The sequence below is a fragment of the Pelagibacterium mangrovi genome (genome assembly GCF_036662815.1).
In the GTDB taxonomy this organism is placed as follows: Bacteria; Pseudomonadota; Alphaproteobacteria; order Rhizobiales; family Devosiaceae; genus Pelagibacterium; species Pelagibacterium mangrovi.
The window spans coordinates 395,737-422,702 of sequence record NZ_JBAFXA010000002.1 but is presented as its reverse complement, the minus strand read 5'-3'; the positions used below and the strand labels follow the sequence as shown (position 1 = coordinate 422,702).

Genomic DNA, 26,966 nt, shown 5'->3' with positions numbered 1-26,966 from the left:
TGCACACTTGCTCCTACCCCTGGGTCTGATCCAGCTTCCATCTATGCAAAAGGGAGTCGAGCCAAATGCGCGATCACAAGAACCTGAAAACCCCCAAGCATTCACACCGGCCTCAGTCGACCGCGCTTCATCTCGTGTCTGTTGATGAGGCCAGCCTACTGCTCAGGCGATCGGTTCGTACGATCCGCTATTGGCAAGCAAACGGCAAAATGCCCGAGCGCTTCAGGGTTGGCCGTCGCCTTATGTATATCAAGGACCAGCTTGCGCTGCCCGGAGGGGAATCATGACCAGCGAGCCTATCACCTTCGCGCATGCGGCGATCGAGTTACCGGCCGAAGGCACGGAGCGAGATAACTTCATAACGGCCATGCGAGGTGAACGCTCTCATCTGATCGCGCTGTATAAACAGGCGGTCGCCTCGGCAGATGGCGAGGGCATTATGAAGGCCCGCCATCAACTGCTCACCTCCTTCCCAGCTAAATTTTGCGCTGCGCTCGATGTACGCAAAAAGACCGGGACAAAAAAAAATTACTCGATTGAGGAATGTTTTCACGCCGCGCTCTCGGTGAATGTTTTCAGTCCTATCAAAGAGCTCGTAACAGCATATTGCGTGGAGAAGAGTGGCGGGAAGGCGCACAGGCTTATTTTTGACTTTGGCCTGACGTTCCGGACGGCCCATCGCATGGTGGAGCGTGTGCTGGAGCCCTATTTTACCCCACGCCCGTTCCAATTCACAAACAAGGGCGTCGATAGGGCGATCAAACAGGCTCGGTCGCTCGTGGCGGGGCCAAAAACCTGGGTCGCCGTTATCGACATCGAGAGCTACTATAACAGTTTTGAGCTGGATTTGCTCAAGCATGAACTGCCACTGCCATCCGCCGTGGCAGACTGCGCCGTCAGTGGACGGCATATCGAGACGGTATGGAAGGGATATGCGGAAAAGCTTCCCTTGCACTACAGGAAAAGTCTCGTTGACCCGACCCGCCGGGCACTCCCAACGGGGGCCAGCACGTCATCCATGATTGCCCAAATGATCTGTTCGCGTTTGAACATCCCGACCAGCGTTGCAGATAGCTTAGTCAATTATGGGGATGATTTCTGGCTCACTGGCGAAACGGAGGCAGAGGCCACTGCTAAAGCCGACGCCCTAATCGCTGCCATTGCGAAGTTGCCCGGCGGGGTTTTCACAGCGCGAAGGCGTATCTGCCGAATTTTCGAGGGACCACAATACCTAGGTTACCAGTTCAGTTGGTCTGAGGGAAAACTTGCGATCAGTCCTTCCGAAAAGAACTGGGACCGCCTGCACGAAAGACTCGTATCGATTCATTTTAAGGAAACTGAAAGAATTGGGAGCTTCTGGATTCCTAGTAAAAAGTTTGTGGTCAGGTTGGTCGCGAAGCAGCTTGCCTGCATCAGCAGTTTCCATAGCGCCTTTTCCGCCGCCACCCATCTAGATCAAGATACTCTGAAAAGCCTAATGGTCACTTTGGAATCAGATCTAGACGCGGTGGGCGCCTCATGGGCCGACGTCAAAAAAATAAAGGTGGCCCCGCGCTATACAGAATGGGAAAATCCGAGCGAATTCGGCTAGAGTTTCAGACCATAGTCAATCTTATCGATTTCAGCCTTTAGCAGGACTATGGGCACGCCACTCCCATAACCGGCATGAACCGAACTGTCGGCGTGCCCCATCAGCACCTTGGCGTATTGTTCAGGTATGTGCGCCGATACCGTCGCATCCTTGAAATTATGACGGAACGAGTGAAATGCCACCTTGGCACGGGCGAAACCGATTTGCCTTGCATACCGTCCCCACCATTTCGAAAAATTGTGAGACATATACCCATCCGCTCCCGGCTTGATATCTTCGAACAGGCGGGCTTTCCCCTTCACCTTCTCAACCTGCTTTAGAAGGCCCAAGTCGATTAAATCCTTATGGATGGGCACCTTTCGAAAGCTCGATACGGTCTTGATCTGCTTGAGCTCGCCCTCCTGCATGGAAACGTCAAAGATCCAGACGCCCTCGATTTCTTTAATGTCCTCCGCTCGAAGCTGAACAATTTCACCGAGGCGCATGCCCGAATACAAAGCGATAAGCGGGACCCAGTAATAGCCATCGCGTAGAACCTGTTGGCCTGGCTCACCGCGACGATGACGGCTTTTGCAGCCAGAGAACACGGGCGAACCAAAGATCATTTTCAGCTCCGCATTCGAATAAGGTTCCCGCGCTGGTCCCGGGCCATATTTCTTTGCCTTCAGCGCCTTAATGCCAGGACCCGGGACTTTCTCGATGTAGCCCTCGTTCAAAGCCCACGTGAAAAAGCCCCCGACAAACTCAAGGGATTTCTCTTGCGACTTCGGTGAAAGACGAGGGCCTTCTTTGTTTGCGGCGGCAGCTTCGCTGGCCGTCATGCCCGAAAAGGCCTTAATTTTATTATGGTTGGGAGGTATAGCGGCCAACACATCCCGCAAGCGTTTCTTGTCTTCGGTGCTGTACATCATCAAGAGCCTGTCGGACCCAAACAGTTCTCCGGCCAGACGCAGCGCGTGTCCCACAGCCTGAACAGTTTTCGGAGCCCACGCAGTCTTTTTCTGCTCCAAATAGCGGTGAACGGCAGCCCCAAACGTGAGCGCTGCATCCGATGGCAGATGTTCCTGCCCGGGCAGGGGAGAAAACCCATTTGCTGTCATTCCGGCGAACAAAGGATCTTGAGGATTGATGCTGTTGTAATCGCCAGCGAGTTTGGCGGCCAAGATGCGACGCTGCTCGATTTGGGCGCGTGCAACCGTGCGATAGGCGTACTGAGCCGCTTCTAGATCGATTTTTACGCCACCGCCGGTAGGATTATTCACGAGGTCGTTTGCATCGTTGACAACGGCAATACTGAAGGACCCCGTTGCCAGGCCAGTGCGCAGTTCCTCAATGCTTTGGCGGAGACCGGCTATTTCGGCCTCGACATCGATGCGAGGATCGGCTGGGAACTCCTGTGCGTATTCCTCGCCCGCGTTCAGGCACAACTGAAAATAGCCTCTAACGCGCTGATTGATTTCTTCGACAGTCAATTCGGGCATCATGGGCAACCGATCGAACAAAATCTCTATCGCCGAACTAATGCGGTAACAGCGAACCCTAGCCAGCGAGCGGTGGCTCGTTCGTAGGGATACAGTCAGCTCTGTCCGGCCGAAACGACCAATCAGATGCCTGGGGACCGCAGTACGAAAATAATAAATGACGCCCCGTTTTACGAGTCGAGCGATGGCTGACATCGACCTTCCTGACGGACTGTAGCAGTCCACTGTAGCAGGGAAGCCTCTATGCCTCGTTTTTCTGAGAAAAAATCCTAGTAATACTAGCGTCTTACAAGGATTAATGGCGGAGAGGGAGGGATTCGAACCCTCGGAACGCTTACGCGCTCAACGGTTTTCGAGACCGCCCCGTTCGACCACTCCGGCACCTCTCCGTCTGGCAGTCCAAGCCATGCTGAGGACATGGCGGGTCGTTGGGTGGGCGCTATATGGCATAGCGTTCGATGCCTCGCAACACCTTGTTTGGATCATGGTTGGGGATCACGGAACGATACCCGCCCCGCTCCTGTTGTGCCAAGCAAGTCCGGCCCCAAAAGCAGGAAAGGAAAATCGATGTATGAACGCGACAGCTACGAGACCGCCGCAGGGCCATTGGTCGTCATCCCCATCCACCACGCCACCTTCGTCATGGAATGGAACGGGGAGACGATCTATTGCGATCCCGTGGGCGATGCGAAACGCTTTGCCGATCTGGCCCCGCCCACGCTGATCGTCCTCACCCATCATCACGGCGACCATCTCGATATCGAGGCCCTGCGAAAGCTCATGGGCGAGGATATCGCCCTGATCGCGCCCCAAATGGTCCTTGAACAGCTCCCGCCCGAGATCGCGGACAGGACCACCGTGCTCGCCAATGGCGAAAAGACCTCCTGGCACGGCATCGGGATCGAGGCGATCCCCATGTACAACACAACGCCCGAGCGGCAGAAATTCCACGTCAAGGGCGCCGGCAACGGCTATCTTTTCGATTTTGCCGGAACAATAGTCTATCTGGCCTCCGACACCGAGCCGACCGCCGAGATGGACCGGCTGGGTAAGGTCGACATCGCGTTCTTTCCCATGAACCTGCCCTATACGATGACCCCCGAACAGGTTGTCACTTGCATCGAAAAGACGTCCCCGCGCTACGCCTATCCCTTCCACTATCGCTTCCCCTTCGATCAGCCCGCCTTCGAGCCGGCCGATCTGGCGAAATTGATGCCCCGGGGCGCCGGCACGCAGATCGTCGAGCGCAATTGGTACCAATAGGCCGATTCGCTGCTCGGGCCTTGACTCTCGGGCCATTTGCACCGATAAGCCATCCGAACGCGCATGGGCCCTGCCTGTGCGCCGTTTGTTTTGTTTGAAAACACGCTGCCACAGGCCGCCCGCCGGATCGCTTTCCGGCCAGCATAAAGTCCGCGGAACATGGGCAATTGCCCGCGGCGCCGTCAGGTGCGAAAGCCAAGGGAACCGGGTGCGAACCCGGCCAGAAAACGATGTTTGCAGTCATCAAGACCGGTGGCAAGCAGTACAAGGTTGCTGCCAACGATCTGGTCCGCGTCGAAAAGCTTGCTGGCGATGCCGGCGATGCAGTGACTTTTGAAAACGTATTGATGGTTGGCGCCGGCGCCGACGTCACGCTGGGGGCTCCGCTCGTCGATGGCGCGCTGGTTGCCGGCGAGGTCGTCGAGCAGTTCCGCGACAAGAAGGTCATCGTCTTCAAGAAGAAGCGCCGCCAGGGCTATCGCCGCAAGAACGGCCACCGCCAGGAACTGACCCTGGTCCGCATCACCGAAATCCTGACCGGCGGCGCCAAGCCCTCGGGCAAGAAGGCCGCTGCCCCCAAGAAGGCTGCGCCCAAGGCTGAAAAGACCGAAGACAAGCCCGCGGCGAAGGCTGAAGCCAAGCCCGCCAAGGCTGAAAAGGCCGAAGCGGCTCCCGCGGCCGAGTTCAAGGACGACGTGAAGCTGATCGGTGGCGTTGGTCCCGCGCTGGAAAAGAAGCTGGCCACCGCCGGCGTCACCAGCCTGACCCAGATCGCCAAGTGGACCAAGGCCGACGTCGCCAAGTTCGACGAAGAGCTCGATTTCAAGGGCCGCATCGAACGCGACGAATGGGTCGACCAGGCCAAGGAACTGATCGCCGGCAAGCCCCCGCGTGCCAAGGCTGATCAGTAAACGCGACACAGACAAATTCGAGGATTTTGAACCATGGCACATAAGAAAGCAGGCGGCTCGTCCCGCAACGGTCGCGATACAGCCGGCCGCCGCCTCGGCGTCAAGAAGTTCGGCGGCGAAGCCGTCATCGCCGGCAATATCATCGTGCGTCAGCGCGGCACCAAATGGCACCCCGGCACCAATGTGGGCCTGGGCAAGGATCACACGATCTTCGCACTGGTCGACGGCAAGGTGACCTTCGCCACCAAGTCCGGCGGCAAGAGCTTCGTTTCCGTCGAGCCACTCAAGGCCGCTGAATAATTCGGCAGGCCGTTTGGAGCGCTTCGGCATAATTTGCCGCCGGATGCGCGACCCCAGAATCGACCTTGCCGGGCATCTTCTCGCCGGCGTCGCTTTTGGCTAAAGTCTCAAGGGGAGCCGGTTACCGGCTCCCCTTTTCATTTATCAAGTCGCGGCCCATGACCGAGCAGCCTCAGATCCAAACCGAACGCCTGATCCTGCGCCGTCCCAAGCTGCGCGACGCGCCGCGCATTGCCGCGCTGCTGAACAATTTCGAGGTCACAAAGAATCTCGCGCGGGTGCCCTACCCCTATACGATCAACATGGCGGTCGACTGGCTGATCCGGCAGAAAAAGGAATGGTCACCTGATACCATCACCTTCGCGGTGTGCGATCCCACCCAAGGGCTGATGGGGTTTTGCGGCATGCACCGGGAAGGCCGGCACGCCGAGATCGGCTATTGGCTGGGCGAGCCGTTCTGGGGCAAGGGCTATATGACCGAGGCGGCCGCAGCGGTGATCGACTGGTATTTTTCCCGCTCGAGCGCCGGGCGCGTGGTGTCGGGGGTGTTCTATTTCAACGCCGCGTCGCTGGCCGTCCAGGACAAGCTGGGCTTTACCCGCACCGGGATCGGCAAGCGAATCTGTCTTGCCCAAAACACCGACATCGACCATATCGAAACCGAACTGACACGGGACGCCTTCTACAAGGCGCTTGAAAAGCTATGAAATTCCTCGACCAGGCCAAGGTCTATATCCGCTCGGGCACTGGCGGGGCGGGTTCCATCGCGTTCCGGCGCGAGAAATTCGTCGAATTCGGCGGCCCCAATGGCGGCAATGGCGGAAGGGGCGGCGACGTGATCGTCGAATGCGTCGATGGGCTCAACACCCTGATCGACTACCGCTACCAGCAGCATTTCAAGGCCGGCACCGGCACCCACGGCATGGGCCAGAACCGCACGGGCGCCGATGGCGCCGACATCATCCTCAAGGTGCCGGTCGGCACTCAGATCTTCGAAGACGATGGCGAAACGCTGATCGCCGATTTCACCGAAGTCGGCCAGCGCCAGACCCTGCTCGAAGGCGGCAATGGCGGATTCGGCAACGCCCATTTCAAATCCTCGACCAACCAGGCTCCCCGCCGCGCCAATCCGGGGTTGCCGGGCGTGGAAAAATGGATATGGCTGCGATTGAAGCTCATTGCGGACGCCGGTCTCGTCGGCCTGCCCAATGCGGGCAAATCGACGTTTCTTTCAGCCGTCACCGCCGCAAAGCCCAAGATCGCCGATTATCCCTTCACGACGCTCCATCCGGGGCTGGGTGTCGTGCGGGCCGGAGCGCGCGAGTTCGTTCTGGCCGACATTCCCGGGCTGATCGAAGGCGCGTCCGAAGGGGCCGGGCTCGGCGACAGGTTCCTGGGCCATGTGGAACGCTGCGGCGTGCTGATCCATCTTATCGATGGCACCCAGGACGACGTCGTGGGCGCCTATCGCACGATAAGGGGCGAACTCGACGCCTATGGGCATGGGCTCGAGGACAAGGAAGAGATCCTCTGCCTCAACAAGATCGATTCGCTCGATCCCGAAACGCTGGCCGAAAAAAAGGCCGCGCTGGAAAAGGCCTCGGGCGGCGAGGTGCTGGCCATATCGGGTGCCACCGGCGACAATGTCGATGCTGTGCTTTATGGGGTGCTCGAAATTCTCGACCACAATAGGGAAAACGAGAACCGCTCTTCCAACAGCGAGCCCAAGGAAAAATGGGTGCCCTGATGCAGGCCGAAACGGTCGAACCCACAAACGCGCTGGCGGGCTATAAACGGCTGGTCATCAAGATCGGCTCAGCGCTGCTGGTCGACGGCAAGAGCGGCAAGCTGCGCGCCGAATGGCTGGCCGCGCTTGCCCACGATATCGCCGGCTTGAAGGCCGAGGGGCGCGATATCGTCATCGTTTCCTCGGGTGCCATCGCCCTGGGCCGCCGCCTTCTCGGCCTTGCCGGCAGGAACCTGCCGCTCGACCAGAGCCAGGCCGCCGCCAGCGCCGGACAGATAGCGCTCTCCCAGGCCTGGGCCAGCCATCTGGGCGCCCATGGCATCACCACGGGGCAGATTCTGCTGACGCCCAACATCACCGAGGAACGGCGCTATTTCCTGAACGCCCGCACCACGATCAACACCCTCATGGGGCTGGGCGCGATCCCGATCATCAACGAGAACGATTCGGTCGCCACCTTCGAAATCCGCTATGGCGACAATGACCGGCTTTCGGCCCGCGTCGCCACGATGATCGAAGCCGATATGCTGGTGCTGCTCTCGGATGTCGACGGGCTCTATACGGCGCCCCCCGCGCAGGACCCCGATGCGCGCCACATTCCGCTGGTCGCCGAGATCACCCCCGAAATCGAGGCCATGGGCGGGGGCGCGGCGAGCCACCTGTCGCGCGGCGGCATGACGACCAAGCTCGGGGCCGGCAAGATCGCCACCCAGGCCGGAACCGCCATGGTGATCGCCCAGGGAACGGGGCTACACCCGCTGGGCAATCTGATGGCTGGCGGCAAGCACACCCTTTTCGCGCCCTCGGCGGGGGCCAAGGCGGCGCGCAAGCGCTGGATCATGGGCACGCTGGAGGTGACCGGGGAAATCACCATCGACGATGGCGCCGTGCGGGCGCTGAAATCGGGGCGTTCCCTGCTGCCGATCGGGGTGGTCAAGGCGCGCGGACATTTCGGGCGCGGCGATACGGTCGCCATATTCGATCTGGCGGGCCATGAAATCGCCCGCGGGCTCGTGGGGCTCGACCGCGAAACCGCCGACCTCGTCATGGGCAAGAACAGCCAAACCATCAAGGACATGCTCGGCCCCTCCACCCGCACCGAACTCGTCCATCGCGACAATCTCGTGCTTTTGAGCCATTAACGGGAGGCAATGATGACCGCCGCCACACAACAGACCGACGATATCGCAGCGATCATGGCCGATCTGGGCCGCCGCGCCCGCGCCGCCGCCTCGGTGCTCGCCCACACGACGACCGAGCGCAAGAACACCGCCCTGAGCGCCGCCGCCCAGGCGATCGACATTCGCCGGGGCGATATCCTGGCCGCCAATGCGCTCGATATCGAAGCGGCGAAAAAAGGCGGCATGAGCTCCGCTTTCCTCGACCGGCTGCTTTTGAACGACGCCCGCCTCGACGGCATTATTTCCGCGCTCCAGACAGTTGCTGGCCTGCCCGATCCCGTCGGCACGGTCATCGCCAACTGGCAGCGTCCCAATGGGCTCGATATCTCCCGCGTGCGCACGCCCCTGGGCGTCATCGGGGTGATCTTCGAATCCCGTCCCAACGTCACCGCCGACGCCGGCGCGCTGTGTTTGAAGGCCGGCAACGCCGTCATCCTGCGCGGCGGCTCGGACAGTTTCCATTCCTCGCGCGCCATCCACGCCTGCCTCGTCGAAGGGCTCGAAGCGGCCGGCCTGCCCGCCGATTCGATCCAGATCGTCCCCACCACCGACCGCGCCGCCGTGGGCGAAATGCTCAAGGGTCTGGGCGGCAATATCGACGTCATCGTGCCCCGTGGCGGCAAGGGGCTGGTGGGCCGGGTGCAATCGGAGGCCCGCGTGCCGGTCTTTGCCCATCTCGAAGGGCTGGTGCACATCTATGTCGATAAAAGCGCCGACCTCGATATCGCCGTTACCGTCATCGCCAACGCCAAGATGCGGCGCACCGGCATCTGCGGCGCCGCCGAGACGCTGCTGATCCATAAGGATGTGACCCAAACCCATCTCAAGCCCATCCTTGACGCACTGATCGAAAAGGGCTGCGAAATCCGCGGCGACGAAACCGTGCGCGCCATGGTCGCCGAAGCCAAGCCGGCGACGGAGGACGATTGGCGCACCGAATATGAGGACGCCATCATCTCGGTCCGGATCGTCGCCGACATCGCCGAGGCCATCGCCCATATCGAGCATTATTCCTCCCACCACACCGAGGCGGTGATCGCCGAGGACCCGGCGGTGATCGAAAAATTCTTCAACGAAATCGATTCTGCGATCCTGATGGCCAATGCCTCCACCCAGTTCGCCGATGGCGGCGAATTCGGCTTCGGCGGCGAGATCGGCATCGCGACGGGCAAGATGCACGCGCGCGGCCCCGTGGGCGTCGAACAATTGACGAGCTTCAAATATCTCGTGCGCGGTAATGGGCAGACCCGTCCTTGACGACGCCTGTCGTGATCCCCGGCGTCACCGACCTTCCTCCTTCCGCGCCCGGCATGCGCATCGGGCTGTTCGGGGGTAGCTTCAATCCGCCCCATGAGGGTCATCGCCTGGTGTCCCACGAAAGCCTCAAGCGCCTGAACCTCGACGCCATCTGGTGGCTGGTGACGCCCGGCAATCCGCTCAAGACCCATGACGACCTGGCCCCCCTGGAGGAGCGGGTCGCCGCCGCCCGCGCGCTTGTCGATCACCCCGCCATGCGCGTCACGGGGTTCGAAGCGGCGCGCGGCTTCACCTATAGCTTCCAGACGCTCGAATTTCTCACCCGTACCCTCCCCGACCGCCATTTCGTCTGGATCATGGGCGCCGACAGCCTTTCGGACTTTCACCGCTGGGAGCGCTGGGAGGATATTTTCGGCCTGCTGCCCATCGCCGTTTACGTCCGCCCCGGCTCGACCCGCAACGCATCATTTTCCAAGACCGCGCTGCGCTTTGCCTCCAGCCGCATCGAGGAAGCCGACGCGATCCGGCTTGCGACGATGAAACCGCCCGCCTGGGTGTTCCTGCACGGGCTGATGAGCACGCTCTCGTCCACCCAGTTGCGAAACGGTGCCCGGAAGGATCAACACGGCTGACAATGGAGCGTTGGCAGCAAAAGTGGACACCACTTTTGCGGTTCGACGACGCGACGAAAAGAGAATAGGAACTTGTGCCGGTTCGATCCATCGAACCGGCACAAGGTTACCGTCTCATTAACGACATTAATCCATGATCGCTTATGGCCTGCACGCGCCCTTGGCAAAGCGGGCTGCGGGCCTCATATTGACGCTATGCAACGCGACGCATGACGCGCGCGTTGCCGTTACGGTCACGAAAAGGAAACTGTTTAGGTTTGATGACCCAATTGATGCCCCACGGGGCGGAGGACCGCGCTTGATGGCCCCCACGCCCCACAAGTCGGTATCGAGCGATACCGCACCCAAGGCCGCACCCCAGGTTCAACTTCTCGACCTGATTCTCGCGTCCCTCGACGACGCCAAGGCCGAAGACACGATCGCCATCGACATCACCGGAAAATCCTCGCTCTCGGACCACATGGTCGTGACGTCCGGGCGCTCCAATCGTCACGTGGCCGCCGTCGCCGACCAATTGGTCAAGGCGCTCAAGGAAAACGGCTATGATAAGCCCCGGATCGAGGGTCTGCCCTCTGCCGATTGGGTTCTGGTCGATGCGTCCGATGTGATCGTGCACATCTTCCGCCCCGAGGTTCGCGAATTCTACAACATCGAAAAGATGTGGGCCGCGGATTTCGGAACCGACACGCACTGACCACGAAGGGCCGGTATGCGCGTCATGATCGTCGCTGTCGGGCGGATGAAGGCCGGACCCGAGCGTGAACTCGTGGCGCGTTATCTCGAGCGCGCCGTCGCCGGGGGCAAGCCGCTCGGCCTTGTCGATTTCACTGTGACCGAACTGGCTGAATCGCGCGCTTCGAGCGCTCAGTCGCGCAAGACCGAAGAAGCCCGCGCCATCCGCGCCGCCCTGCCCGAAAAATCCGTGGTGATCGCGCTCGACGAGCGTGGCAAATCGCTTCCCAGCATCGATTTTTCCGATCGGATCGCCCAATGGCGCGATGGCGGACGCCCCGCGCTGGCGCTGCTCATCGGCGGCGCCGACGGGCTCGATCCCCAATTGCGGCAAGAGGCCGATCTGGTGATTTCGTTTTCCGCGATGACCTGGCCGCACCAACTCGTGCGCATCATGGCCGCCGAACAACTCTACCGGGCGACCACGATTTTATCGGGTCACCCCTATCACCGGGGCGAATGATGGCCGCGTCTCTGCTATTGTCCGGGCTGATTCGGAGTTTGCCTGTTTGAGCCTGCCGGTGGGACTGTTCCATTTACGCTCGATCCACGTCGCCGCCCTGGCCGCGCTGGGAGCAGGATCGTTCGCCCTGGCGCTACTGGCCATGCCGTTGAACGCCCAGGAAGACGCCCTGCCCGATCCTGTGGACATTCCCGCCGCCGATCTTGAGCAGACCGCCGGCGATGTCCAGGGCGATCTCGATATGGTGCGCGGGGAAATCAATCTGGGCGCCGATCGGATCGAAGCCATCCGCGCCGAAATCGAAGCGCTCGATGGCGACGCCACCCAATTGGGGGTCGAATTGACCGCCGCCGCCCAAAGGGTGGATCTGGCCGATACCGACATAAGGCAGATCGAGGAACGGCTGCAGGCCCTGTTCGCCGAAGAGCAGATGGTACGCTCGCGGCTCGACGGTCACGACCGTTCGATTTCCAACCTTTTGGCCTCGCTGCAGCGCATTTCGGTTTCCCCGCCTCCCGCGATGATCGTCGACCCCGCCGATGCTTTGGGCGCCGCCCGCGCGGCCTTGCTTTTGGGCGCCGTGCTGCCCCAGCTCCAGCAAAAGGCCGATACGGTTACCGAAGATCTCAATGCCCTTCTGGCCCTCAAGCAGACCGCGCTCGAAGAGGCCGACAGGCTCAACGCCAATCTCATGACCCTCAACGAGGAGAGATTGCGCATCGCCACCATCATCGAAGCGCGCCAGCGCGGGCTCGAATGGCTGAACGAAGACCTGCTGCGTGAGCAGGCCGAAGCCCAGGCGCTGGCCGACCGCGCGACATCTCTCGAACAATTGATCGAAAGCCTCGATACCCGGATTGCCGCCGTGACGGCCGCCGACGAAGCGACCCGAGCCGCCAATGCCGGGGAAACCATCCCCACGCTGGACCCCGAAACGCTGGCGCTCGCCTTCGCCGACACCGCGCGCACCGAACCCGCCGTGCCCATCGCGGCGGCGCGGGGCTATCTTACGGCGCCGGTGCGCGGCGCGCCGGTCACCACCTATGGCGCCGCCGACGGTTTCGGCGGCACCGCCAAGGGGTTGACGGTTTCGACACAAGAAGATGCCATGATCGTCGCCCCGGCCGATGGCTGGGTGGTCTATACCGGCCCCTTCCTCAATTACGGCCAAATCGTCATCCTCAATGCCGGGCAGGATTATCTATTGGTGCTCGCGGGTCTCGATACGGTATCGGTCGAGCGCGGCGCCTTCGTGCAGATGGGCACCAGCGTGGGCACCATGGGCGAGGCGCCCGGGGACGAAGCCGATAGTGGCGGTTCGGGCCCGGCATTGTATATTGAATTGAGGGAGGGCGGCGTTCCCATCGATCCGGAGGGATGGTGGGCGGCCCGCACCGAGCAACAGGAAAGTGGAACGAGCTGATGGCGTTGGTTTTCAAGCGAGCTCTGATCGTGCTCATGGCGGTCGCAGCGGCGGTCGCTCCGGTCGCGGCGCAGGCCCAGCAGAACGGGATGACCCAACAGGAGCAGGACGAGTTCTATCGCCAGCTCGAATTGTTCGGGCTGGTGCTCGATCGCATTCGCGACGAATATATCGAGGCGCCCGACGAGACCGAGCTCATCCGCGCGGCCATCCAGGGCATGCTCTCCTCGCTCGATCCCCATTCGGCCTATCTCTCGCCCGAAAGCTTCGCCGATGTGCGCGAGGACACCTCGGGAACCTTCGGGGGCCTCGGCATCGAAGTCACCATGGAAGAGGGTCTGGTCAAGGTCATCACCCCCTATGACGAAAGCCCGGCCTCGCGCGCCGGCGTTCTCGCCAATGATTTCGTCATCGAGATCGACGGCCAGCAGGTCATGGGCATGACGCTCGATGAGGCTGTCGAGTTGATGCGCGGCGAAATCGGCACCGATGTCGAGATCGTCGTCGCCCGCGACGGCGTCGATCAGCCCATCGAGATGACCCTCACCCGCGATACCATCACAATGTCGGCAGTGCGCTGGAGCTTCGAGCGCGAAGTGCCCATCATCCGCCTTTCGCGTTTCTCCGGCCAGGCCTTTTCCGGGCTGGACGAAGCGATCCGCGAGATCTTCGAGGAAAACGGCGGCGAAGCCCCCTCGGGCATCATTCTCGATTTGCGCAACAATCCCGGCGGTCTGGTCGATCAGGCCCAGTTCGTCGCCGACGCCTTCCTCTCCCAGGGCTCGGTGGTCCTGACACGCGGGCGGATCGACAGCCAGAATTCGCGCTATGATGCGCGTCCCGACGAGCTCGACGCGATGCTGGCCGATGTGCCGATGGTCGTTCTGATCAATGGCGGCTCGGCGTCGGCCGCCGAAATCGTCGCCGGCGCCCTGCAGGATCAGGGCCGGGCCACGCTGGTGGGCACCCGCTCGTTCGGCAAGGGTTCGGTCCAGTCGATCATCCCGCTGGGGTTCGATGGCGCGATGCGGCTCACCACGGCCCGCTATTACACCCCCAACAACCGCTCGATCCAGGCGCTCGGCATCACGCCCGATATCGAAGTGCTCCAGGACGTGCCCGAGGAATTCCAGGGCTTCGACACCATCATCGGCGAAGCCGGCCTTGCCGGCCACATCGCCGGCGAGGAGGAAGAGGCGACAGTGGGCTCCTCGGTCTATGTTCCCGCCGACCGCGCCGAGGACAACCAGCTTCAGCACGCCATCGACCTCATTCTCGGTGAAGCCGAGGATGCCGCCTTCCCGCCCGATCCCGACGCCGTAGCGGCCCGGCAAATCGTCGAAGACGCCGAGGCGATGGAAGCACTCGAAGAGGATGAAGCCGCCGACGAGGAAGCAGTCGAAGCCCAATGAGCGTTAAAGGCGAAAATGCTCTAGCGTAACGCACGAGATTCGGCCCCGATTCGGGGCCGAACTTTTCCAGCGCTCGGGGGAGTTTGGAACCACAGTGCCATGACCGACGAGTTGAGCACCCCGCTCGGCCGGAAGCGCCGCAGGAAAGACAAGGCCGGGTCCACCCTCTGGATGGGTTGGCCATGGGGGCGGATCGGCGTCGCCATTTTCGCGCTCATCGTCCTGGGCGTGGCCGGCTGGATCGTGTTCGTCGACGATCCCTTGGGCGGACGCCCGGTCGCCGAAGCAGCGGTTAGTCTCGAACCCGCACCCAATCCGGTCGCCATCGATCTCGCCGCGTCTGAACCCGTCGATCAAACCCCGCGCACCCCGATCGACGGCCCCTCGATCATCACGCTCTCCGACCTGCCCATGACCGGCGAGGACATTGCGCCCAACCCCGCCGACAATCTTTTCGAAATGACCGACAGCGGCCCACTGCCGCGCGTCAGCGCGACGGGCCTCAAGCCCCATGAGGCTTACGCGAGGCCTTCGGTCTCCCCCGCCGCCGCCGGCGGGCGCAAGCTGATCGCCGTTGTGATGTCCGGACTGGGGCTGAGCGAAACCACCACCCGCGAGGCGATCGACACCCTTCCCGGCACCGTGACGCTGGCCTTTGCGCCCTATGGCAACAGCCTTGCCACCCTCTCGGACGCGGCCCGCAGCGACGGCCATGAAGTGATGCTCGAAATTCCGCTTGAGCCCTTCGATTATCCCCAGAATGACCCCGGCCCCCATACTCTGCTGGTCGAGCAGCCGCCGCGCGAAAACCTTGAAAAGCTCTATTGGCTTTTGACCCGCATGACCGGCTACACCGGCGTTCTCAACCATATGGGCGCGCGCTTTACAGCCTCTGCGGCCGATTTCGCGCCCGTCATGGAAGAGCTCGGGCTGCGGGGGCTCGCCTATCTCGATGACGGCAGCTCCAACCGCTCGGTCGCCCCCCAACTGGCTCGCCAGAACGACGTGCCCTACGCAAGGATCGACGCGGTGATCGATTCCAATCCCTCGCGGACCGCGATCATGGCGGCGCTGGACGAGCTGACGCGAACCGCCGACGAACGCGGCCAGGCCATCGGAATTCTCTCGGGCCTTCCCGTTTCGATCAGCACGCTGGCCGATTGGGCCAATGGTCTCGATGAGGATCAATACCTTCTCGTGCCGGTCAGCACCCTCTCCACCCTCGAGGCAAACCCATGACCCAGACCCCGCGACGCGAGGACATGCCCTATCGCGACTGTGTCGGCATCGCGCTTTTCAATTCCGCCGGAAAGGTGTTTCTCGCCCGCCGCATTCTCACCCCCGGCCCCGATACCTCCGAAGTGGCCGCCCCCTGGCAGATGCCACAGGGCGGCATTGACGATGGCGAGGAGCCCTTGCGCGCCGCCTATCGCGAGCTGTTCGAGGAAACCGGCATCCGCACCATCCGGGTGCTCGCCGAAGCGCCCGACTGGATCCATTACGACCTGCCCGACGACGTGCTGGGTATCGCGCTCAAGGGGAAATATCGCGGCCAGCGCCAGAAATGGTTCGCCTTTCTCTTCGAGGGCGAAGAAGCCGAGATCACCCTTTGCCTCGACAATCCCGGCATCGACCCCGAATTCGACGCCTGGCGCTGGGAAGATTTCGACAAAATCCCCGAAATCATCGTGCCCTTCAAGCGCCCGGCCTATCTCGAAGTCCGCGACGCCTTCGCCCACCTTCCCGGGCAAATCGGAAAGCACATGGCGTGAAGACCATCGGCATCATCGGCGGGATGAGCTGGGAATCGAGCGCGCAATATTACGCGCTCATCAACCGGGAGACTGCCCGCCGACGCGGCGGCCTGCACTCGGCCCCCATCCTGCTCGATTCCCTCGATTTCGCCGCCATCGAAACCCTGCAATCGGCTGGCGATTGGGACGGGGCGGGCGCGCTGCTCGCGGCTTCCGCCCGGCGTCTGGAAACCGCCGGCGCCCAGCTTCTGGTGCTGGCCACCAATACAATGCACATCGTCGCCGACCGGATCGAGGGCGCGGTTTCCATTCCCCTGCTCCATATCGCCGACCCAACCGTCGACGCCCTTGTTGCCGACGGCGCGACCACTGTGGGTCTTTTGGGCACAAGGTTCACCATGGAAATGGATTTCTACAAGGACCGCCTGCGTGCCCATGGCCTCGATCCGCTGGTACCCGAGGTCGACAGGACCAATCTCGACGGCATCATCTATAACGAGCTCTGCCGCGGCATCGTCAGCGACGTCTCGCGCACCATCTATATCGATGCGATCGAACGCCTCGCCGCCCGTGGCGCCCAGGCCGTCATTCTCGGCTGCACCGAAATCGGCATGCTGATCACCGACGAGGACAGCCCGCTACCGGTCTATGACACCACTGCGCTGCACGCCGCAGCGGCAGTCGAAATGGCGCTTTCCGATATCGACCCCACAAGCTGAAGCGACACTCCGTAGTGTTCTTGACCAGTGCTGCACTGGATTGCGGGACACAATCCCGGAATGACAGGCTCGGTTCTGGATCGATGCCCAATGCAAACGGCGTCACCTCGATGTCTCTTCCCCGAGAGTGTGCACCCCTCGTCGTCCTCGGGCTCGACCCGAGGACCCACTCTGCCTCTCCACGCAGCTCAGCGGACGCGATGTCCCTCCACCCCCCAATCACCGGGCAACGGTGCGGGTTGTTGGATTAAGGCGCCGCCCCTAGAACTCCTGCCAATCATGGTCGATGGCAGCGCTGCCCTGGCTCAGATACGCTCCAGCCGCCTGCTTGACCTTGTTCTGCAGCGACCGGGCGTCACCGGACGATGATCTCTCCCCCTGCGGCCGAGCCGCGACCGCGCCCCGCTCCACATGGAAGACATCGACGATCCGGTCGAGCGCCGTCGCCTGTTCCTCGGTCTGGGCGATAGCCGCATTGGTTTCCTCGACCAAAGCCGCGTTGTGCTGGGTCATCTCGTCGAGCTGGCGCACGGCGGCATTGACCTCTTCGATCGATGACGCCTGCTCGCGGCTTTCGCGCGCGATCGCCTCCATCTGCTGGGTGTTGGTGCGGGCCGCCTCGAGCATGACGGCGAGTTTTTCCGCCGCCTGGGCAACCAGCTTCGAGCCGCCGTCGACCTCGCTCGAACTCTGCTCGATCAGCGCCTTGACCTCCGAGGACGCTTCCGCCGCGGACTGCGCCAGCCGACGCACTTCTACGGCGACGACCGCGAACCCCTTGCCCGCTTCCCCGGCCCGCGCCGCTTCCACCGAGGCGTTGAGCGCCAGAAGATTGGTCTGGAACGCGATGTCGTCGATCATCTTGATGATGTCGGAAACCTTGGCCGAGGACGTGGTGATCCGCTCCATGGCCGCCGTCGCCTCGTCCATCACCTGCCCGCCCTCTTCGGCCGAATGGGTGACCGAAACGGCGGTCCGCGATGCGTCCTGGGCCCGCTTGGCGTTGTCCATCACGGTGGCGGCCAATTGCTCCATGGCCGCCGAGGTTTCCTCGATGGTTGCCGCCTGACGCGTTGTGCGTTCGGACAGATCGTTGGCGCCCGAGAGGATTTCCCCGGTCGCTGTCTTGAGCGTACGCGAGGTGCCGCGCAATTCGATAACGATGTCGGAAAGCTTTTCGGCCACCGCATTGGTATCGTGCTTGAGATGGGCGAACGCGCCCTGATATTGGCCCATGACGCGCATGGTGAGATCGGTGTTGGCCAGCGCGCCGAGGACGCCCGCCGTTTCGCTCAATCCCCTGTCGACGGTTTCGACAAGATCGTTGACCGATCCGGCCAGCGCATTGAGTTCGGCATCGGCGAATTTGGCCTCGACCCGCTGGGAGAAATCCCCCGCGATCGCCGCATCCACAACGGTGCCGAAAGCGGCCTGCAATTGCCCCATCATGACGCGGCGGGCCTTTTCGTCGGCCACGATGCGCGCCGCTTCCGCCTCGGTCATCGCGGCGACCTTCTGGCCGTTTTCGCGGAACACCTCGACGGCGCGAGCCATCTCGCCCACCTCGTTGCGGCGGTCGGTATAGGGCACTTCGACGTCGAATTCGTTCTGGGCGATCCGCCCCATCACAGCCGAAAGCGCCGGAATGGGCCGCGCGATCATCCGCGAGGCGACGATCGAAACCAGGCACATAACAGCCAGCGCCACCCCGCTCACGATGAGCAGCAGGTTCATCGTGTCGGTGACCACGGCGGTGATCGCGCCCTGGCTCACGCCCACATAGAGCAGGCCCAGAACATCAGTGCCCGAAAGATAGGTGATCGGCTGATAAACCGAATAATAATGCTCCCCATCGATCGTCGTCTCGGTATAGACCGAGCCCTGTTCGAGAAGCTGCGCATGAAGCGCGCTATCGGGCGCGATGGGGTCCTGGACGATGCGATTGCCCTCGCCATCGACCATCGAAGTGGTCACCTGCTCAAAAAGGCCGGTTTCCGAATTCCATGAAAAGATCGCCGCCGTCTCGCCGGTCACCCGCGCGATCGAATCGGCGACATCGTGATTGTAGAAGCGCGGCATCACCCAGGTGCCGATGCTCGCTACGTCGCCCTCTTCGGACCATTCGACCTGGATGCCGCCCATGCCGCCCACCACGGTCGCGGCGGTGCGGATGTTGGATTTCTGGCTCGAATAGGCCACCTGGTCGGTGTTGGCCGAAAGATTGACATAGACCGCCAGAACGACGGCTCCCACCGATAAGATCACGGCGCCGACGACCATTGCGGCGATCGTCGTGGTCATGGGAATGCGCCCCAGCGTTCTGCTGATTAAGCCCCGCATTTCGTCTGCTCCTCGTCGACGAATTTGCCCCCTTCAGGGAGATCTGCGTAAAGCTACGGAGATATGATTAAATGATCGTTTCGGTAATACCGGGCCGGGGCGATCCCAAGCGCCAAAAGCAAAAGGGGCGCCTTGCGGCACCCCTTGCAACTATAATCGAAGTCCGAAAATTCGGATCGTCAATGCACGGTCCCGAGCGCTGCGCTTTCGAGCAGCAGATTCTTCCAGCCGTCCAGCGCATTCTGGGCAACCTGCTTGTCCTCGATTTCGGTCGCGGCACTCAGTGCCTGCTGCGCCTGGGCAATGCGGGCCTCGATCTCGGTGCGGCCGAACTCGCTGGCTGGCTTGGCCTCCTCGGCGAGAATGGTGACGCCGGCGTCCGAAATATCGGCGAAACCGCCGCCCACGAAATAGCTCTTGTTGGCCCCGCTGGTATCGACCACCGTCACGAACCCGGGCTTGAGCACCGTCATCAACGGCGCGTGAGCGCCCAGAACCGTGAGATAGCCCTCTGCGCCCGGCACGGTCACCGACCGCGCCTCGGCGCTCAGAACGAGCACTTCCGGCGATACGATTTCGATTTTGACGCCTTCGGCCATGTCTCTATCCGTTCTTGTCAGGACGTCCGCAGGGCGGCGATGCGCCCCACGGCATACTCACTTGATTAGGCGGCTTCGGCGGCCAGCTTCTGGGCCTTCTTGACCGCGTCGTCGATGGTGCCGACCATGTAGAAGGCCTGCTCGGGCAGGTGATCGTATTCGCCGTCCACCAGACCCTTGAACGCCTTGATGGTGTCCTCGAGCTCGACATAGATGCCGGGGGTGTTGGTGAAGGCTTCGGCCACGTGGAAGGGCTGGCTCATGAAGCGCTCGACCTTGCGGGCGCGGGCCACTGTCAGCTTGTCTTCCTCGGACAGCTCGTCCATGCCCAGGATGGCGATAATGTCCTGGAGCGACTTGTAGCGCTGCAGGATTTCCTGCACCGAACGAGCCACCTGATAGTGCTCCTCGCCCACGATGGTGGGGTCGAGCATGCGCGAGTTGGAGTCGAGCGGATCGACGGCCGGGTAGATGCCCTTTTCCGAAATCGCGCGGTTGAGCGAGGTCGTCGCGTCAAGGTGAGCGAAGGTCGAGGCGGGAGCCGGGTCGGTGAAGTCGTCGGCCGGCACGTACACGGCCTGAACCGAGGTGATCGAGCCCTTGTTGGTCGTGGTGATGCGTTCCTGGAGCGCACCCATGTCGGTGCCCAGGGTCGGCTGATAGCCCACGGCCGAAGGAATACGGCCCAGCAGAGCCGACACTTCCGAACCGGCCTGGGTGAAGCGGAAGATGTTGTCGACAAAGAACAGCACGTCCTGGCCCTTGTCGCGGAAATCCTCGGCGATCGACAGACCGGTCAGCGCCACGCGGGCACGGGCTCCCGGGGGTTCGTTCATCTGGCCGAAGACCAGGGCGCATTTGGAACCCTCGGTCGAACCATTGTTCTCCTTGGGGTCCTTGTTCACGCCCGATTCGATCATTTCGTAGTAAAGATCGTTGCCTTCACGGGTGCGCTCGCCGACGCCGGCGAACACCGAGTAACCACCATGGGCCTTGGCGACGTTGTTGATCAGCTCCTGGATCAGAACCGTCTTGCCGACGCCGGCGCCACCGAACAGGCCGATCTTGCCGCCACGGGCATAGGGGGCCAGAAGGTCGATGACCTTGATGCCGGTGACGAGGATTTCGGCCTGGGTGGCCTGGTCCACGAATTCGGGAGCCGGCTGGTGAATGGTGCGGCGGGTCGGGGTGTTGACCGGACCGGCTTCGTCGATCGGCTCGCCGATGACGTTCATGATGCGGCCCAGCGTTTCGTCGCCCACCGGCACCGAAATGGCCTCGCCCAGATCGCGCACTTCGACGCCGCGCGCCAGACCTTCGGTCGTGTCCATGGCGATGGTGCGCACAGTGTTCTCACCCAGATGCTGGGCGACTTCGAGCACGAGGCGGTTGCCGTTGTTGTCGGTTTCCAGCGCGTTCAGGATGGCCGGCAGGTGGTCGTCGAACGTGACGTCCACAACGGCACCCATAACCTGGGAAACGCGGCCGATTTTGTTCTCTGCCATGGTTCTTGTCCCTGTCTTTGGAGCGTTCCCAGAAAAAGTCTGCAACTTTTCCGGTTCGGGAGCGCGAGAGCCTAAATACCTAGAGCGCTTCGGCGCCCGAAATGATTTCGATCAGTTCCTTGGTGATCTGCGCCTGGCGCTGACGGTTGTAGCTGAGCTGAAGCTTGGTGATCAGCTCGCCCGCGTTGCGGGTCGCGTTGTCCATCGCCGTCATCTGCGCACCGAAGAACGATGCGTTGTTCTCGAGCAAGGCGCGGAAAATCTGCACGCTCACATTGCGCGGCAGCAAATCCTCAAGGATCGCCTCTTCGTCGGGCTCGTACTCATAGATCGCCGAACCCGCCTTGACTTCCTCGGTCTCGGCCTTTTCGAACTTGGCCGGGATCAGCTGCTGGGCGGTCGGCACCTGGGAGATGACCGACTGAAAGCGCGAGTAGAACAGCGTCGCCACGTCGAATTCACCGGCCGCATAGAGCGCGAGGATCTTTTCCCCGATCTCCTGAGCCGTGGAATAGCCGAGTTGCTTCACGTCACGCAGCGAGATCTGCTCGGTGATGTTCTTGGCAAGGCCGCGTTTGAGAACATCGGCGCCCTTTTTGCCCACCGTCAGGATCTTGACGGTCTTGCCTTCGGCCAGAAGGCGCGTGGCGTGGTCGCGGGCCATGCGGGCGATCGAGGAATTGAAGCCCCCCGCCAGGCCGCGCTCTCCGGTGGCCACCACCAGAAGATGGACTTTGTCCCTGCCCGTTCCGGCCAGAAGCGCCGGCGCGTCGGGACGGCCTTCATAGGCCGCGCCGAGACTGGCCAGCACCTTCTCCATGCGCTCGGCATAGGGACGGGCCGCCACGGCCGCATCCTGGGCGCGGCGGAGCTTGGCCGCCGCGACCATCTGCATGGCCTTGGTGATCTTCTGGGTCGATTTGACCGAGTTGATCCGGTTTTTCAGGTCCTTCAAAGAGGGCATTGCGCCGAAAGCTCCTTGCCAGCCGGGACGCCAGAATTAGGCGGCGTAGGTCTTCTTGAACGCATCGAGCGCCGATTTCAGCCGCTCGCGGATACCGTCGCTCAGTGCCTTTTCCTTGGCGATGTCGCCCAGGATGTCGGCGTGCTTGCTCCGCAGGGTCGACAGCAGCGCCTTTTCGAAGGGCTGCACGCCGCGCACCGGCAGATCGTCGAGATAGCCATTGGCGCCCGCAAAGATCACAGCGACCTGTTCCTCGGTCTTGAGCGGCGAGAACTGCGGCTGCTTCAAAAGCTCGGTCAGGCGCGCGCCGCGATTGAGCAGACGCTGGGTCGCCGCATCGAGGTCCGAGCCGAACTGGGCGAAAGCCGCCATTTCGCGATACTGCGAAAGCTCACCCTTCAATGAACCGGCAACCTGCTTCATCGCCTTGATCTGGGCCGAACCGCCCACGCGGGAAACCGACAGGCCGACGTTCACGGCCGGGCGGATGCCCTGGAAGAACAAATTGGTTTCAAGGAAGATCTGGCCGTCGGTGATCGAGATCACATTGGTCGGAATATAGGCCGACACGTCGTTGGCCTGGGTTTCGATGACCGGCAGAGCGGTGAGCGAACCCGAACCGTGGTTCTCGTTGAGCTTTGCAGCGCGTTCGAGAAGACGGGAGTGGAGATAGAACACGTCGCCCGGATAGGCTTCACGTCCGGGAGGACGACGCAGCAACAGGCTCATCTGGCGGTAGGCCACGGCCTGCTTGGACAAATCGTCATAGGCGATCACGGCGTGCATGCCGTTGTCGCGGAAAAATTCGCCGATGGCACAGCCGGTGAACGGCGCCAGGAACTGCATCGGAGCGGGGTCCGAAGCGGTCGCGGCAACCACGATCGAATATTCCAGCGCGCCATTGTCTTCCAGCATCTTGACGAACTGGGCGACGGTCGAGCGCTTCTGGCCCACGGCGACATAGACGCAATAGAGCTTGTCGCTCTCGTCGGCGCCAGACTGATGCGCGGGCTTCTGGTTGAGGAAGGTATCGAGAATGATCGCGGTCTTGCCGGTCTGGCGGTCACCGATCACCAGCTCGCGCTGGCCGCGCCCGATGGGGATCAGCGCGTCGATGGCCTTGAGGCCCGTCGACATCGGCTCGTGCACGGACTTGCGCGGCAGGATGCCGGGAGCCTTGACGTCCACGCGACGGCGCTCGGTGTATTCGATCGGACCCTTGCCGTCGATCGGATTGCCCAGCCCGTCGACGACGCGGCCCAAAAGGCCCTTGCCGACCGGGGTATCGACGATCGAGCCGGTGCGCTTGACGGTATCGCCTTCCTTGATGTCGCGGTCGGACCCGAAGATCACGACGCCGACATTGTCGGCTTCCAGGTTCAGCGCCATGCCCTTGATGCCGCCGGGGAATTCGACGAGCTCGCCGGCCTGGACCTTGTCGAGGCCGAAGACGCGCGCGATGCCGTCACCGACCGAGAGGACCTGACCGACTTCGGAAACCTGGGCTTCCTTGCCGAAATCCTTGATCTGGTCCTTGAGGATCGCGGAAATTTCCGCAGCTTTGATGTCCATTAGCTGACCCCTTTCATGGCGATCTTCATGGCCGAAAGTTTTGTCTTGAGGGAGGTGTCGATCATCTGGCTGCCGACCTGGACCACAAGGCCACCGATCAGGCTTTCATCGACACGCGTAATGAGGGAAACGTCCTTGCCGATCTTGTCCTTGAGGACGGCGGCGAGTTCTTTTTCCTGCTGGCTGGTGAGCGGAGCGGCGGAGACGACTTCCGCGCTGACTTCGTTGCGCGCCTCGGCGGCGAGCCGCTTGAATTCGGCAATGATCGCCGCAAGCGCGAACAGCCGACCGTTCCGGGCGATCAGCCTGAGCGCATTGGCGACGATCTCGACCGGCGCGGTCTTTTCGATGATCGAATCGAGCGCCGCGCTCTTGACGTCGGGGGTGATGGTGGGGCTGACGAGAAACCGGGAAAAATCGTCCGAGGACTGGATCAATCCGGCGACGGCGTCGAGATCGGCTTCCACGGCCGGAACCGATCCGGTTTCGCTGGCCAGCTCGAAGAGCGCCGACGCATAGGGTCGCGCGATCTTTGAAAGAACGGATCGTGGTGCGCTCAAGCCTTCTAACCCCGCTGCTTGCCTCGCCCCTCGCCGTCGTCATCGCCTTGATGTCGGGCGGCGGCGGGCATGTGGCGTGTCTATCCGGTATTGAAAGAGCAGCCGAGACTTAAGGCCATGCCCTTGAATTCCGCGTGGCCTTACCATGACGAAAACGCCCACGCAAGCGCATCTGGGCCAAATCGGGGCAGCGCAAATGTCGCATTTCTCTTATGATAGCCAAGATGGGGAAAATCAGTAGAAGCTCATGGGGTCGATATCGACCTGAACCCTCAGATTCCCCTTGGCCGGCGGCCCCCTCTCCAGCCAGAACCGCACATACCCCGAAAGGTCGAAATCTTTCGGGCTCTGCACCAATATCCGCACCCGGTGCCGGCCCCTCACCATCGCCACGGGCGCATCGGCCGGCCCGAAGCGCATCACCCCTTCGGCCAAGGGCGCGTTCGCCATCAGCGCCTTGGCGAACCCCATGGTTTCCATATGCTCATTGCCCGAGACGATCAGCGCCGCAAGCCGCCCGAACGGGGGCAATTGGCCCTGCCGGCGCACCTCGAGCTCATGGGCGTAAAACCCTTCCCTGTCCCCCGAAATCATCGCCCGCATCACCGCGTGGTCGGGATGATAGGTCTGCAGGAACGCCTTGCCCGACCGCGATTCGCGGCCAGCGCGCCCCGTGACCTGCGTCAAGATCTGGAAGGTCTTTTCCGCCGCCCTGGGATCGCCATGCGCCAGCCCCAGATCGGCGTCGATCACCCCAACGAGGGAAAGCTTTTCGAAATGGTGCCCCTTGGCCACCAATTGGGTGCCGATGATGATGTCGTATTCCCCGCGCGCGATTTCGGCGAACCGGTCACGGATCTGACGCATCGATCCCATATCCGACGACAGCACCACCGGCCGCGCGCCTGGAAACCGCTCGGCGACCTCCTCGGCCAGCCTCTCGATCCCCGGCCCCACCGCCACCAGCGAATCGGGCGCCCCGCACGACCCGCACACTTCGGGCGCCCGCTCTTCATGGCCGCAATGGTGGCACATCAGCACGCCGCGAAACCGGTGCTCGACCAGCCAGGTCGAACAATCGGGACATTGATATTGATGCCCGCAGGCCCGGCACAGCGTCAGCGGCGCATAGCCCCGGCGGTTCAAAAACAGCAGCGCCTGCTCGCCCCTGTCGAGCGCGTCGAACACCGCCCGCGCGAGTTTCGGCGCGATCCACTGGCCTTTTTCCGGTCCGTCGGCCCGCATGTCGATGGCGGTGATGTCGGGCAACGCCGCATCGGCAAACCGGCTATCGAGCCGCACATGGGCATAGCGCCCCGTCTCGGCATTGTTGCGCGATTCGACCGACGGCGTAGCCGAAGACAAAATCACCCGCGCCCCGGCCAGCGAGGCGCGTACCACCGCCATGTCGCGCCCATGATAATTGACGCGATCGGCCTGCTTGAACGCCCCGTCATGCTCCTCGTCGAGGACGAACAGCCCCAATTCCCGAAACGGCAGGAACAAGGCCGAGCGCGCCCCGATCACCGCCCGCACCTCCCCGGTCAGCACCCCACGCCACACCCGTGCCCGCTGCACCGGCGTCATCTCCGAATGCCATTCGGCGGCCCGCTGCCCGAAGCGCTTCTCGAACCTGTCGAGAAAGGTGTGCGTCAAGGCGATTTCCGGCAGGATGATCGCCACCTGCCGTCCCTGACGCAGCGTATCGGCGACGGCTTCGAAGAACACTTCGGTCTTGCCCGACCCGGTGATGCCGTCGAGCAGCGCGACGGAAAACCCGCCGGTATCATGGGCGCGGATCTGCCCGATGGCTGCCTGCTGGCCGTCCGAAAGCCTGGCCGGCGCAAAATCGGGCTCGGGCGGCAGCACCGGCGGGGGCGCTGGCAATTCCACCGCCTGGATTGTTCCGGCCTTGACCAGCCCGTCGACCACTGCCGTGGAAACCCCCGCCGCCCCGATCAGCGCCGGCTTGGCCCAGGGATAGCCGTCTTCCATCACCGAAAGCACCCGCGCCCGCGCCTCGGTCATCCGCTCGGGCTCGGGCCCGGCGCGTTTGTAAGCGATGATCGGGCGCGGCGGATCGAGCGCTTCCCGGCTCCGCAGCGCCCCGCGCAGCACCATGCCCGGCTGGGCCAGCGTATAGCGCGCCACCCAATCGACGGTTTTCAGAAGCTCCTCGGAAAGCGGGGGCACCTCGAAATGGTGCGCGATGTCCTTCAATCGATTATGCGCGAAATTGTCCTTGGGTTCGCCCCACACCACCCCCAGCGTCGGGCGCGGCCCCAGCGGCACGACGACGATCGAACCGCGCTCGACCTCCATCCCCTCGGGCACCCGATAGGAATAGGGGCCGTCGACGGCGACCGAAACCATCACTGAAACGACAGGGCCGAGCGGCATGAGCGTGCGAACGAAACGTGACCAAGAAGCGCTAACATAGTGTCCGATCGCGATTCGGCCAGCCCAAGTTCGGATGGTGGCGCCGAAAAAGCCCGGAGGTCATGACCGCCGCCGCCCCCAACACTTCAACTGTCATTCCGGAATTTATTTCCGGAATCCA

At 62.4% G+C, this 26,966-nt stretch carries 25 protein-coding genes and 1 tRNA gene; 17 read left to right on the top strand and 9 right to left on the bottom strand.

Features of this window, described 5'->3' with window-relative positions; genetic code table 11:
* Positions 1-65: 65 nt before the first annotated feature.
* Together V4T21_RS04850 and V4T21_RS04845 are read left to right on the top strand one after the other, a co-directional pair.
* Positions 66-287: a helix-turn-helix domain-containing protein gene (locus V4T21_RS04850; RefSeq protein ID WP_332713818.1), complete on the top strand. Its 222-nt coding sequence runs from the start codon at positions 66-68 to the stop codon at positions 285-287.
* On the top strand, positions 284-1,591 hold the full coding sequence (locus V4T21_RS04845) for a hypothetical protein (RefSeq protein ID WP_332713815.1): 1,308 nt from the start codon (positions 284-286) through the stop codon (positions 1,589-1,591). Before V4T21_RS04850 ends, V4T21_RS04845 begins: the two co-directional genes overlap by 4 nt.
* Here V4T21_RS04845 and V4T21_RS04840 read toward each other — a convergent pair.
* Positions 1,588-3,267: a DUF6538 domain-containing protein gene (locus V4T21_RS04840; protein ID WP_332713813.1), complete on the bottom strand. Its 1,680-nt coding sequence runs from the start codon at positions 3,265-3,267 to the stop codon at positions 1,588-1,590. The genes V4T21_RS04845 and V4T21_RS04840 overlap by 4 nt on opposite strands.
* A gap of 104 nt (positions 3,268-3,371) precedes the next feature.
* Positions 3,372-3,461 (bottom strand) — tRNA-Ser (locus V4T21_RS04835).
* A gap of 178 nt (positions 3,462-3,639) precedes the next feature.
* Between V4T21_RS04835 and V4T21_RS04830 the strand changes: the two genes are divergently transcribed.
* The 15 genes from V4T21_RS04830 to V4T21_RS04760 all read left to right on the top strand — a co-directional run bounded on the left by V4T21_RS04830 (position 3,640) and on the right by V4T21_RS04760 (position 16,866).
* A complete protein-coding gene (locus tag V4T21_RS04830; protein ID WP_332713810.1) occupies positions 3,640-4,335 on the top strand; it encodes an MBL fold metallo-hydrolase in 696 nt (231 codons plus the stop codon).
* 230 nt (positions 4,336-4,565) lie between these two features.
* Complete coding sequence (locus V4T21_RS04825) at positions 4,566-5,246, top strand: 50S ribosomal protein L21 (RefSeq protein ID WP_332713807.1); 681 nt, start codon at positions 4,566-4,568, stop codon at positions 5,244-5,246.
* 33 nt (positions 5,247-5,279) lie between these two features.
* Positions 5,280-5,546, top strand: a complete 267-nt coding sequence (rpmA, locus tag V4T21_RS04820) for a 50S ribosomal protein L27 (protein WP_014132296.1) — start codon at positions 5,280-5,282, stop codon at positions 5,544-5,546.
* A 158-nt stretch (positions 5,547-5,704) separates the two neighbouring features.
* Positions 5,705-6,253 (top strand): GNAT family N-acetyltransferase, encoded by a 549-nt coding sequence (locus tag V4T21_RS04815; RefSeq protein ID WP_332713792.1) that lies wholly within the window; start codon positions 5,705-5,707, stop codon positions 6,251-6,253.
* Positions 6,250-7,293 carry a GTPase ObgE gene (obgE, locus tag V4T21_RS04810; RefSeq protein WP_332713790.1) on the top strand — a complete coding sequence of 348 codons (1,044 nt, stop codon included), beginning with the start codon at positions 6,250-6,252 and terminating at the stop codon, positions 7,291-7,293. Before V4T21_RS04815 ends, obgE begins: the two co-directional genes overlap by 4 nt.
* Positions 7,281-8,435 carry a glutamate 5-kinase gene (proB, locus tag V4T21_RS04805; RefSeq protein ID WP_332713787.1) on the top strand — a complete coding sequence of 385 codons (1,155 nt, stop codon included), beginning with the start codon at positions 7,281-7,283 and terminating at the stop codon, positions 8,433-8,435. The genes obgE and proB overlap by 13 nt, the downstream gene beginning before the upstream one ends.
* 12 nt (positions 8,436-8,447) lie before the next feature.
* Positions 8,448-9,731: a glutamate-5-semialdehyde dehydrogenase gene (locus V4T21_RS04800; RefSeq protein ID WP_440589628.1), complete on the top strand. Its 1,284-nt coding sequence runs from the start codon at positions 8,448-8,450 to the stop codon at positions 9,729-9,731.
* Positions 9,728-10,363, top strand: a complete 636-nt coding sequence (locus tag V4T21_RS04795) for a nicotinate-nucleotide adenylyltransferase (RefSeq protein ID WP_440589627.1) — start codon at positions 9,728-9,730, stop codon at positions 10,361-10,363. Before V4T21_RS04800 ends, V4T21_RS04795 begins: the two co-directional genes overlap by 4 nt.
* Positions 10,364-10,664: 301 nt before the next feature.
* Entirely contained in the window at positions 10,665-11,057 is a 393-nt protein-coding gene (gene rsfS, locus V4T21_RS04790; RefSeq protein WP_332713781.1) for a ribosome silencing factor, read from the top strand.
* Positions 11,058-11,072: 15 nt separating this feature from the next.
* On the top strand, positions 11,073-11,558 hold the full coding sequence (gene rlmH, locus V4T21_RS04785) for a 23S rRNA (pseudouridine(1915)-N(3))-methyltransferase RlmH (RefSeq protein ID WP_332713779.1): 486 nt from the start codon (positions 11,073-11,075) through the stop codon (positions 11,556-11,558).
* 46 nt (positions 11,559-11,604) lie between these two features.
* Positions 11,605-12,981, top strand: a complete 1,377-nt coding sequence (locus V4T21_RS04780) for a murein hydrolase activator EnvC family protein (protein ID WP_332713776.1) — start codon at positions 11,605-11,607, stop codon at positions 12,979-12,981.
* Positions 12,981-14,393 (top strand): S41 family peptidase, encoded by a 1,413-nt coding sequence (locus V4T21_RS04775; RefSeq protein ID WP_332713773.1) that lies wholly within the window; start codon positions 12,981-12,983, stop codon positions 14,391-14,393. The genes V4T21_RS04780 and V4T21_RS04775 overlap by 1 nt, the downstream gene beginning before the upstream one ends.
* Positions 14,394-14,492: 99 nt before the next feature.
* Positions 14,493-15,632 (top strand): divergent polysaccharide deacetylase family protein, encoded by a 1,140-nt coding sequence (locus tag V4T21_RS04770; RefSeq protein WP_332713771.1) that lies wholly within the window; start codon positions 14,493-14,495, stop codon positions 15,630-15,632.
* The gene (locus V4T21_RS04765; protein WP_332713768.1) at positions 15,629-16,165 is read left to right on the top strand and encodes an RNA pyrophosphohydrolase; all 537 of its coding nucleotides are present in this window, start codon (positions 15,629-15,631) and stop codon (positions 16,163-16,165) included. The genes V4T21_RS04770 and V4T21_RS04765 overlap by 4 nt, the downstream gene beginning before the upstream one ends.
* Positions 16,162-16,866 carry an aspartate/glutamate racemase family protein gene (locus tag V4T21_RS04760; RefSeq protein WP_332713765.1) on the top strand — a complete coding sequence of 235 codons (705 nt, stop codon included), beginning with the start codon at positions 16,162-16,164 and terminating at the stop codon, positions 16,864-16,866. Before V4T21_RS04765 ends, V4T21_RS04760 begins: the two co-directional genes overlap by 4 nt.
* Positions 16,867-17,127: 261 nt before the next feature.
* Here V4T21_RS04760 and V4T21_RS04755 read toward each other — a convergent pair whose 3' ends face one another.
* The 7 genes from V4T21_RS04755 to V4T21_RS04725 all read right to left on the bottom strand — a co-directional run bounded on the left by V4T21_RS04755 (position 17,128) and on the right by V4T21_RS04725 (position 26,806).
* Positions 17,128-19,167, bottom strand: a complete 2,040-nt coding sequence (locus V4T21_RS04755) for a methyl-accepting chemotaxis protein (RefSeq protein ID WP_332713763.1) — start codon at positions 19,165-19,167, stop codon at positions 17,128-17,130.
* Positions 19,168-19,385: 218 nt separating this feature from the next.
* Positions 19,386-19,805, bottom strand: a complete 420-nt coding sequence (locus tag V4T21_RS04750) for a F0F1 ATP synthase subunit epsilon (RefSeq protein WP_332713761.1) — start codon at positions 19,803-19,805, stop codon at positions 19,386-19,388.
* A gap of 65 nt (positions 19,806-19,870) precedes the next feature.
* On the bottom strand, positions 19,871-21,310 hold the full coding sequence (gene atpD, locus V4T21_RS04745; protein ID WP_332713758.1) for a F0F1 ATP synthase subunit beta: 1,440 nt from the start codon (positions 21,308-21,310) through the stop codon (positions 19,871-19,873).
* Positions 21,311-21,389: 79 nt separating this feature from the next.
* Positions 21,390-22,274: a F0F1 ATP synthase subunit gamma gene (locus V4T21_RS04740; protein ID WP_332713755.1), complete on the bottom strand. Its 885-nt coding sequence runs from the start codon at positions 22,272-22,274 to the stop codon at positions 21,390-21,392.
* Positions 22,275-22,310: 36 nt separating this feature from the next.
* A complete protein-coding gene (gene atpA, locus V4T21_RS04735; RefSeq protein WP_332713752.1) occupies positions 22,311-23,846 on the bottom strand; it encodes a F0F1 ATP synthase subunit alpha in 1,536 nt (511 codons plus the stop codon).
* Positions 23,846-24,406, bottom strand: a complete 561-nt coding sequence (locus tag V4T21_RS04730) for a F0F1 ATP synthase subunit delta (protein ID WP_332713749.1) — start codon at positions 24,404-24,406, stop codon at positions 23,846-23,848. The genes atpA and V4T21_RS04730 overlap by 1 nt, the downstream gene beginning before the upstream one ends.
* Before the next feature lie 234 nt (positions 24,407-24,640).
* The gene (locus tag V4T21_RS04725) at positions 24,641-26,806 is read right to left on the bottom strand and encodes a primosomal protein N' (RefSeq protein ID WP_332713746.1); all 2,166 of its coding nucleotides are present in this window, start codon (positions 26,804-26,806) and stop codon (positions 24,641-24,643) included.
* Between the last annotated feature and the right edge of the window lie 160 nt (positions 26,807-26,966).

Excerpts from the sequence above, each read along its gene's own strand:
- rlmH (WP_332713779.1), top strand. The coding sequence starts at position 11,073 with ATGCGCGTCATGATCGTCGCTGTCGGGCGGATGAAGGCCGGACCCGAG.
- V4T21_RS04740 (WP_332713755.1), bottom strand. The coding sequence starts at position 22,274 with ATGCCCTCTTTGAAGGACCTGAAAAACCGGATCAACTCGGTCAAATCG.
- obgE (WP_332713790.1), top strand. The coding sequence starts at position 6,250 with ATGAAATTCCTCGACCAGGCCAAGGTCTATATCCGCTCGGGCACTGGC.
- V4T21_RS04830 (WP_332713810.1), top strand. The coding sequence starts at position 3,640 with ATGTATGAACGCGACAGCTACGAGACCGCCGCAGGGCCATTGGTCGTC.
- V4T21_RS04755 (WP_332713763.1), bottom strand. The coding sequence starts at position 19,167 with ATGACCACGACGATCGCCGCAATGGTCGTCGGCGCCGTGATCTTATCG.
- V4T21_RS04825 (WP_332713807.1), top strand. The coding sequence starts at position 4,566 with ATGTTTGCAGTCATCAAGACCGGTGGCAAGCAGTACAAGGTTGCTGCC.
- V4T21_RS04765 (WP_332713768.1), top strand. The coding sequence starts at position 15,629 with ATGACCCAGACCCCGCGACGCGAGGACATGCCCTATCGCGACTGTGTC.
- V4T21_RS04840 (WP_332713813.1), bottom strand. The coding sequence starts at position 3,267 with ATGTCAGCCATCGCTCGACTCGTAAAACGGGGCGTCATTTATTATTTT.
- V4T21_RS04800 (WP_440589628.1), top strand. The coding sequence starts at position 8,448 with ATGACCGCCGCCACACAACAGACCGACGATATCGCAGCGATCATGGCC.
- V4T21_RS04770 (WP_332713771.1), top strand. The coding sequence starts at position 14,493 with ATGACCGACGAGTTGAGCACCCCGCTCGGCCGGAAGCGCCGCAGGAAA.
- V4T21_RS04725 (WP_332713746.1), bottom strand. The coding sequence starts at position 26,806 with ATGCCGCTCGGCCCTGTCGTTTCAGTGATGGTTTCGGTCGCCGTCGAC.
- atpA (WP_332713752.1), bottom strand. The coding sequence starts at position 23,846 with ATGGACATCAAAGCTGCGGAAATTTCCGCGATCCTCAAGGACCAGATC.
- V4T21_RS04845 (WP_332713815.1), top strand. The coding sequence starts at position 284 with ATGACCAGCGAGCCTATCACCTTCGCGCATGCGGCGATCGAGTTACCG.
- V4T21_RS04815 (WP_332713792.1), top strand. The coding sequence starts at position 5,705 with ATGACCGAGCAGCCTCAGATCCAAACCGAACGCCTGATCCTGCGCCGT.
- rsfS (WP_332713781.1), top strand. The coding sequence starts at position 10,665 with ATGGCCCCCACGCCCCACAAGTCGGTATCGAGCGATACCGCACCCAAG.
- V4T21_RS04850 (WP_332713818.1), top strand. The coding sequence starts at position 66 with ATGCGCGATCACAAGAACCTGAAAACCCCCAAGCATTCACACCGGCCT.
- V4T21_RS04750 (WP_332713761.1), bottom strand. The coding sequence starts at position 19,805 with ATGGCCGAAGGCGTCAAAATCGAAATCGTATCGCCGGAAGTGCTCGTT.
- proB (WP_332713787.1), top strand. The coding sequence starts at position 7,281 with ATGGGTGCCCTGATGCAGGCCGAAACGGTCGAACCCACAAACGCGCTG.
- V4T21_RS04775 (WP_332713773.1), top strand. The coding sequence starts at position 12,981 with ATGGCGTTGGTTTTCAAGCGAGCTCTGATCGTGCTCATGGCGGTCGCA.
- rpmA (WP_014132296.1), top strand. The coding sequence starts at position 5,280 with ATGGCACATAAGAAAGCAGGCGGCTCGTCCCGCAACGGTCGCGATACA.
- atpD (WP_332713758.1), bottom strand. The coding sequence starts at position 21,310 with ATGGCAGAGAACAAAATCGGCCGCGTTTCCCAGGTTATGGGTGCCGTT.